Source organism: Henriciella sp. (genome assembly GCF_049649345.1).
In the GTDB taxonomy this organism is placed as follows: Bacteria; Pseudomonadota; Alphaproteobacteria; order Caulobacterales; family Hyphomonadaceae; genus Henriciella.
On sequence record NZ_JBARZC010000625.1, the window covers coordinates 1 to 6,983 of the forward strand.

The window sequence follows — 6,983 nt, forward strand, 5'->3', positions numbered from 1 at the left end:
TGCCGAATGCGGGCCTGCAGCTCTTCAACCCGGTCGGGCTGGCCGCAGGCTTCGACAAGAATGCCGAAGTGTTCGAGCAGATGCTCCGCTTTGGCTTCGGCTTTGTCGAATGCGGCACCGTCACGCCGCGGCCCCAGGTGGGTAATCCCAAGCCCCGCCTCTTCCGGCTGAAGGAGGACATGGCCGTCATCAACCGGATGGGCTTCAACAATGAGGGCCTTCGGGCCTTTACCGCCCGCATCCGCAAGGCCAGTGACCGGCTATCGCCTGTCGGCGCAAATGTCGGGGCCAACAAGGACAGCGAAGACCGGATAGCCGATTATGAAGCCGGCATCGAAGCGGTCTATCCTTACGCTCACTACATCACGATCAATATCTCTTCCCCCAATACGCCCGGCCTGCGCGGCCTGCAGGACAAGGGCGCGCTGGAGGAGTTGCTGGAGCGTTGCGGCACCGCGCGCGACACGGCACAGAAGGCCTATTGCGAGGACCTCAAGGATAAGGGCCGGTTCGAGGAAGAGGAGGACTGGAAGGCGGTTTTCCTCAAGGTCGCGCCGGATCTCGACGAAACCGCCATCCGCGACATCATCGACACCGTTCGCGGGTCCGGCCACTGGCTGTCGGGCCTGATCATCTCGAACACCACCCTTGCGCGCCCGGACACGCTGCAAAGCGAGCACAAGGGCGAGGCGGGCGGGCTGTCAGGCACGCCGCTCCTGGCGCCTTCGACGCGTGTGCTGCGCGAATTTGCCTCCGAGATGATGGGCGAGTTCGACCTGATCGGCGCGGGCGGCATCGCCGCGGGGGCGGACGCCTACGCCAAGATCAGGGCAGGGGCGCATGCCGTGCAGCTCTACTCCGCGCTCGCCTATCATGGGCCGTCGCTTGTGGCCGAGATCAATCAGGATTTTGCGGCGCGCCTGAGAGCCGATGGCTTCACGTCGGTCGAGCAGGCTGTCGGCGCGGATCTGCGCTAGTCTTTGCGATCATGGACGGCAGGTAGAGCCCGAGCGCGCCGGCCCTCCAGACATACATCGTCAGGAACGCCGACCAGACGCCAACATTCCCGAAAGCGGGCCGCAGCAGCAGGTCCGTCCCGACATAAAGAAGGCAGGAGGCCAAGCCCGCATTGCGCAGCGCCTTGCCCTGTGTGCCCCCCAGGAAGAAGCCGTCGAGCTGCCAGGCGGGCAGGCCGAGCAGGGGGATGATCGCGCAATAGGGCAGGAAAGCGAGGGCGACTTGCCGGGCTTCCGCGTCCGAGACGAAACTCTGAATGATCCAGCCGCCTGTAAGGTAATAAGCCAGCGAGATCACCGCAGCGAAGGCAAGGGCGAGCTCTGTCGTCAGCCGCATGGCGCGCATCAGCCGCGCCCGATCGCGCCCCCCATAGGCCTCGCCGATTTCCTTCTCGGCAACGAAGGCAAAGCCATCGAGGACGAAGGCCGAGACGGTGACGAACTGGAGGAGGACTTCATTGCCCGCAAGCTCCGCCGCCCCAAGGCTCGCGCCGGAATTCACGAACCACGCAAAGCTGAAAAGCAAAGCGAGTGTGCGGATCAGGATGTCGCGATTGGCATTGATCAGGGCTGAGAGCTTTGCGCGGTCGAACAGGCCTTTCGAGCGCGAAAGCCCGCCGCGCACCAGAAACAGACCGAACGCCACCGACACCCATTCGGCAATTGCGGTGCCCGCGCCGATCCCGGCTGGCCCCCAGTCCAACCCGGCCACAAACCAGATGTCGAGACCCGCATTGACGCCGTTCATCACGATCTGGAAGGCGAGCAATTGGCCCGTCCGCCCCGTGCCGAGCAGCCAGCCTGTGATGCCGTATCCCATGAGCACGGCCGGCGCGCCCCAGACCCGCGCGTCGAAATAGGCGCGGGCGAGATCCTTGACATTGTCGCCCGCCGAGAAGGGTTCGAACACGATCAGTTTTAGCAAAGGCGACAGGATCAGGATGGTCAGGCCAAGTGCGCCGCCGAGGAGCAGCGCACGCTGCAGGACCGAATGGACCTCGACATTATCGCCAGCCCCCTTGGCTTGCGCCGTCAGCCCTGTGGTCGACATGCGCAGGAAGCCGAACGCCCAGTAGAGGAAGCTCATGACCACGCTGGCCACGGCCACTGCGCCAAGATCGAACTTGTCGCCATAGAGGCCCATCACAGCGGTATCGACGACGCCCGTCGTCGCCGTCGCCGCCTGCGCCAGCATGACCGGCACGGCGAGCGCCATGACTTTGGAGCGGGAGAGCGTCTCGGTTGCCATGGCCGATGGCTTATTGACCGCCGCGCCGCTTGACAATCACTGGCGAAGGCGCACCTGCCAGAGCATGTCGCTGCCTGTCATCCACCATGCAGATTATGACGCATCAACGGTGCCAGACGGCCACCGCTTCCCGATGCGCAAATATTCGCTTGTGGCGGAGATATTGCGCGCGCGCGGCGAGACATTTGTCATCCCGGCCCATGCGCTTGAAAGCTGGCTGCATCTGGCGCATGACCCGGCCTATGTCACCGCGGTGCTGACCTCTTCACTGGACTACAAGACCGCCCGCCGTGTCGGATTTGAGATGACGCCCGCCATCGCCGCGAGGACGCGGGCGTCTGTCGGCGGGACCTGCCTGGCCATGGGGCTGGCGCTCGAGCATGGCGCGGCGGTCAATCTCGCCGGCGGAAGCCATCACGCCGACTATGAAGGCGGGGCCGGCTTTTGCGTGTTCAATGATGTCGCCGTGGCGGCACGGCTCGCGCTCGAAGAAGGCCTTGCCCGCCAGATCGCGATCATCGATTGCGATGTTCATCATGGCGACGGCACCGCCCGCATCTTTGCGAATGAACCACGAGTCTTTACCGCATCGCTCCATTGCGAGGAAAACTGGCCGCGCGAAAAGCCACCCTCCGATCTCGATGTCGGTCTCCCCAAAGGCACAGGCGACGCGGCTTTTCTGGACGCGCTCAGAGGCATGCTCGAAGACGTGTTCGCGCGCACGACGCCGGACCTTGTCTTCTACAATGCTGGCGTTGACCCGCATGCCGAGGACCGCCTCGGCCATCTTGAGCTCAGCGACGATGGTCTGAAAGCGCGCGACAAAATGGTGGCAGAGGCCTGTCGCTCCCGCTCCATTCCTGTCGTCGGTGTTCTGGGGGGCGGCTACTCGAAAGATGCCCGCGCGGTGGCCATGCGCCATACGTTCATGGTTGAGGCGCTGAAAGCGGCGTTGAAAATCGTGGTGTGAGCTTCTGGTTCGGGCCTGGTTGTGGTAAACGCTCGGCGGGGATCTTTCTTAACTGCGGGGGCGCAGGGTGGAGGGACCAATGAGACTATTTACGGCAAGCGCGGTCTGCGCGCTTATGGCTACGGCCTGTGTTTCAACGACAAGTGACGATCTGGCGCCTGCGGTCGCGAGCGATCCGCCCGTGGAAGCGGAGGCAGAGGTATCGAGCGAGATGACGCTCGCGGAGAGGGCGGGTGCGCCTCTGTTCGAGGGGATGGGCGATTATCATCGGGGCATCACGACGGACAGCGAAGACGCCAATCGCTATTTCGACCAGGGCATGGTGCTCGCTTTCGGCTTCAATCATGCCGAGGCGATCCGGTCTTTCCGGGCGGCCCAGAAACTCGATCCTGATTGTGCCATGTGCTATTGGGGCGAGGCACTCGCGACCGGCCCGAACATCAACGTGACGAGCAAGGGTAAGGCCGTGATGGCCGACGCCGACCGGGTTGCAGCAAAGGCCGCGATCGACAAGGCGGTCGCTCTCAAAGCCAGTGCCAGCGCGCAGGAACAGGCGCTGATCGAGGCGCTGGCGGCGCGGTATAATGGCGATCCGGCAACACCGCGCGCACCGCTCGACATTGCCTGGGCCGAAGCCGTGGGCGATTATGTCGAGGCTTATCCGGGTGATGACGACGCTGCGGCCATCTATGCCGAGGCATGGATGAACACGATGCCGTGGGATTACTGGTCAGCCGATGGCGAGCCGAAACCCGAAACCGTCGAGGTGATCGATGCGCTAGAAGGCATCCTCGAGCGCTCGCCCGAGCATCCGCTCGCCCTGCACCTCTACATCCATGCGGTTGAGGCCTCCACAAATCCGGGACGCGCCGAAGATGAGGCTGACAGGCTGGCCGACCTCGTGCCGGCCTCAGGCCATCTCGTGCATATGCCGGCGCACATCTACTGGCGTGTCGGGCGCTATGAGGATGCGGCCACGGCCAATGTGAAGGCGGCGGCGGTGGACGAGGCCTATATCGCCCAGTGCAATGCGCAGGGCTTCTATCCGGCGCTCTACTACCCGCACAATATCCACTTCCTGTGGGCGGCCTCGAGCATGGGCGGCGACAGTGAGACCGCACTCGCGAATGCGCAGAAGCTCGCAGACAATGTGCGCCTCGAGCAGATCAAGCAGTTCCCAACCGTTGAGTTCTTCAAGACGATCCCGGTGCTCGCCCATGTCCAGTTCGGCAAATGGGACGACATCCTCGCCATGGACGCGCCGCCGGCAGAGCTCGATTACTCAAACGCCATGCACCATTATGCGCGCGGCGTTGCGCTTGCCCGGCTCGGCAAGGCTGATGAGGCCGTCACCGAACGCGAAGCGCTCGCGGGCCTCAAGGATTCGGTCCAGATCAATTTCATGGACACGAATGATTATCCGGCAAGCGTTCTGCTGAACATCGCCGATCATCTCCTGCTTGGCGAAATCGATATGGCGCGGGGCATTCCGAACTCGGCGGCAATCCATTATCGTCAGGCCGTCAGCCTGCAGGATTCGCTGCCCTATATGGAGCCGCCCTTCTGGTATTATCCGTCGCGCCAGTCGCTCGGAGAAGCCTTGTTGGAGGCTGACCGGTTTGCCGAGGCCGAAGCGGTGTACCGCGAGGACCTTGAGGACTATCCCCGCAATGGCTGGTCGATGTACGGGCTGATGATGGCGCTCGAAGCGCAAGACAAGTCCGACGAGGCCGGCGAGGTGAAGGCCAAATTCGACGAGGTCTGGGCCAATGCCGACGTCGAGCTGACCGGCTCGCGGCTCTAGTCCACACCCGATGGAAGACGTCCATTGCCTGCCCCGGCCGACTCCGGGCATGGGTAGGCAATGAGCGCTGCTGCCCAGACCTCCACACCCGAAACGCCGATCGAGATCCTGAAACGGGTCTATGGCTATGATGCCTTCCGCGGGCTTCAGGGCGATGTGATCGAAGACGTCATGGCGGGCCAGGATGTGCTCGCCGTCCTGCCGACTGGCGGGGGCAAGTCGCTCTGCTACCAGATCCCGTCTATCCTGCGCCCCGGCGTCGGCCTCGTCGTTTCGCCGTTGATTGCTCTGATGGCCGATCAGGTCGACGCGCTCAAGGCGCTTGGTGTCCGGGCCGAGCGGCTCGACTCGTCCATGGGCTATGAGGAGAAAACGGCTGCGATCGAAGCGGCTGCACGCGGCGAGATGGATATGCTCTATGTCTCGCCCGAAGCGCTCGCCAATGGCATGGGCCAGCGCGTCTCGCAGCTCGCCATCTCGCTGATCGCGATCGATGAAGCGCACTGCGTCAGCCAGTGGGGGCATGACTTCCGGCCGGACTATCGCGCGCTCAGCCGGCTGAAACAGCTCTTTCCCGGTGTGCCGCGCATCGCCGTCACCGCGACGGCAGACGAGCGCACGCGCGACGATATCCTCGCGCAGCTCGACCTGGACGCGCCCGCCATCCATGTCGCAAGCTTCGACCGGCCGAATCTGACGCTCGGCGCCGAACCGAAATCTGGCGGCAAATCGGACCGGGTCGTCGCGCTGGTCAAAGCCCATAAGGGCGAAAGTGGCATCGTCTATGCGGCGACGCGGGATGGGACCGAAAAGCTCGCAGAAGCGCTGGAACGGGCCGGCGTCCCGGCGCTTGCCTATCATGCCGGGCTGGACGGACAGATCCGCGCAGAAAGACAGCGCCGTTTCCTGCTGGAAGACGGCATCACCATGTGCGCGACCGTCGCCTTCGGCATGGGTGTCGACAAGCCGGATGTGCGCTTTGTGATCCACGCCGACCCGCCCAAGACGCTGGAAGCCTATTGGCAGGAAGTCGGCCGGGCCGGGCGCGATGGCAAACCGGCCGAGGGCTATGCGCTCTATGGCCCGGCAGATTTGCGCCGCTCGATCAGCTGGACGATGGACAGCGATGCGGCCGAAGAGGTTCGCCGCGTCCAGCTCAACAAGACTCGGCAACTTTATGCATTCTTTAATGGAACGGACTGCCGGCGCGGCGCAGTGCGGAAGTATTTCGGCGAGACGAAAGTTGAGCCCTGCGGCGAGTGTGACAATTGCCAGCGCGAGCCCGGCGCCGGATTTGATGCCACGAAATTTGCGCAGATGGCGGTCTCAGCCGTCATCCGCTGCGGCCAGCGGATCGGGCGCGGGCGGCTGATCATCCATCTCACCGGACAGGCCAAGGATGGGTTTGACGAGGACCTCTCCAAACTCTCGACCTATGGTATTGGCGAAGCGCTTTCGAAACCGGCATGGAATGCGGTGTTTGATGAGCTTCTCTTCTCCGGCCTGCTGGCCGAGGGCGGCGATGTGATGCGGCCTGTCATTGTCGTTCCGGACGCCGACGCGGCCAAAGCGCTGTTTCGCGGCGAGCGCGAGGTCTGGCTGCGCGAAGACCCAACACATCGCAAATCCCGCCGTGCCAAAAAGTCATCTGCGTCGGCCGTCTCCATGGACATGTCGGAGCGTGATCGCGCCCTGTTCGACGCGCTGCGGACCTGGCGGCTCGAAACCGCCAAGGCCAAGGGCGTGCCGCCCTATGTCATCTTCCATGACAAGACGCTGGCCGCCATCGCGCAGGAGCGTCCGGCTGGCGAAGAGGCCTTATTGGCGATTTCAGGGGTGGGTGAGAAGAAAGCCAGCCGCTACGCCGCTGAGATTTCTGAACTCGTTGCCGCTGCCGCCTGAAGCGGAACCCTTGCAAGATGGCCTCGTTGCCCTTTCTAAGAC

The 6,983-nt window shown here is 63.6% G+C and carries 5 protein-coding genes; 4 read left to right on the top strand and 1 reads right to left on the bottom strand.

Annotated elements, in window-relative coordinates; translation table 11 throughout:
- Positions 1 to 977, top strand: a 977-nt coding sequence (locus WA989_RS17330) for a quinone-dependent dihydroorotate dehydrogenase (RefSeq protein WP_424341730.1), incomplete at its 5' end; no start/stop codon positions are given.
- Here the strand turns inward: WA989_RS17330 and WA989_RS17335 are convergent.
- Positions 937 to 2,265 carry an MATE family efflux transporter gene (locus WA989_RS17335; RefSeq protein ID WP_424341731.1) on the bottom strand — a complete coding sequence of 443 codons (1,329 nt, stop codon included), beginning with the start codon at positions 2,263 to 2,265 and terminating at the stop codon, positions 937 to 939. The genes WA989_RS17330 and WA989_RS17335 overlap by 41 nt on opposite strands.
- Here WA989_RS17335 and WA989_RS17340 point away from each other — a divergent pair.
- The 3 genes from WA989_RS17340 (at position 2,264) to recQ (ending at position 6,941) form a co-directional block, all read left to right on the top strand.
- Positions 2,264 to 3,235 (top strand): histone deacetylase family protein, encoded by a 972-nt coding sequence (locus tag WA989_RS17340; protein WP_424341732.1) that lies wholly within the window; start codon positions 2,264 to 2,266, stop codon positions 3,233 to 3,235. The genes WA989_RS17335 and WA989_RS17340 overlap by 2 nt on opposite strands.
- Positions 3,236 to 3,314: 79 nt before the next feature.
- The gene (locus WA989_RS17345) at positions 3,315 to 5,039 is read left to right on the top strand and encodes a tetratricopeptide repeat protein (protein WP_424341733.1); all 1,725 of its coding nucleotides are present in this window, start codon (positions 3,315 to 3,317) and stop codon (positions 5,037 to 5,039) included.
- A gap of 60 nt (positions 5,040 to 5,099) precedes the next feature.
- Positions 5,100 to 6,941 carry a DNA helicase RecQ gene (gene recQ / locus WA989_RS17350; protein WP_424341734.1) on the top strand — a complete coding sequence of 614 codons (1,842 nt, stop codon included), beginning with the start codon at positions 5,100 to 5,102 and terminating at the stop codon, positions 6,939 to 6,941.
- Positions 6,942 to 6,983: the final 42 nt, after the last annotated feature.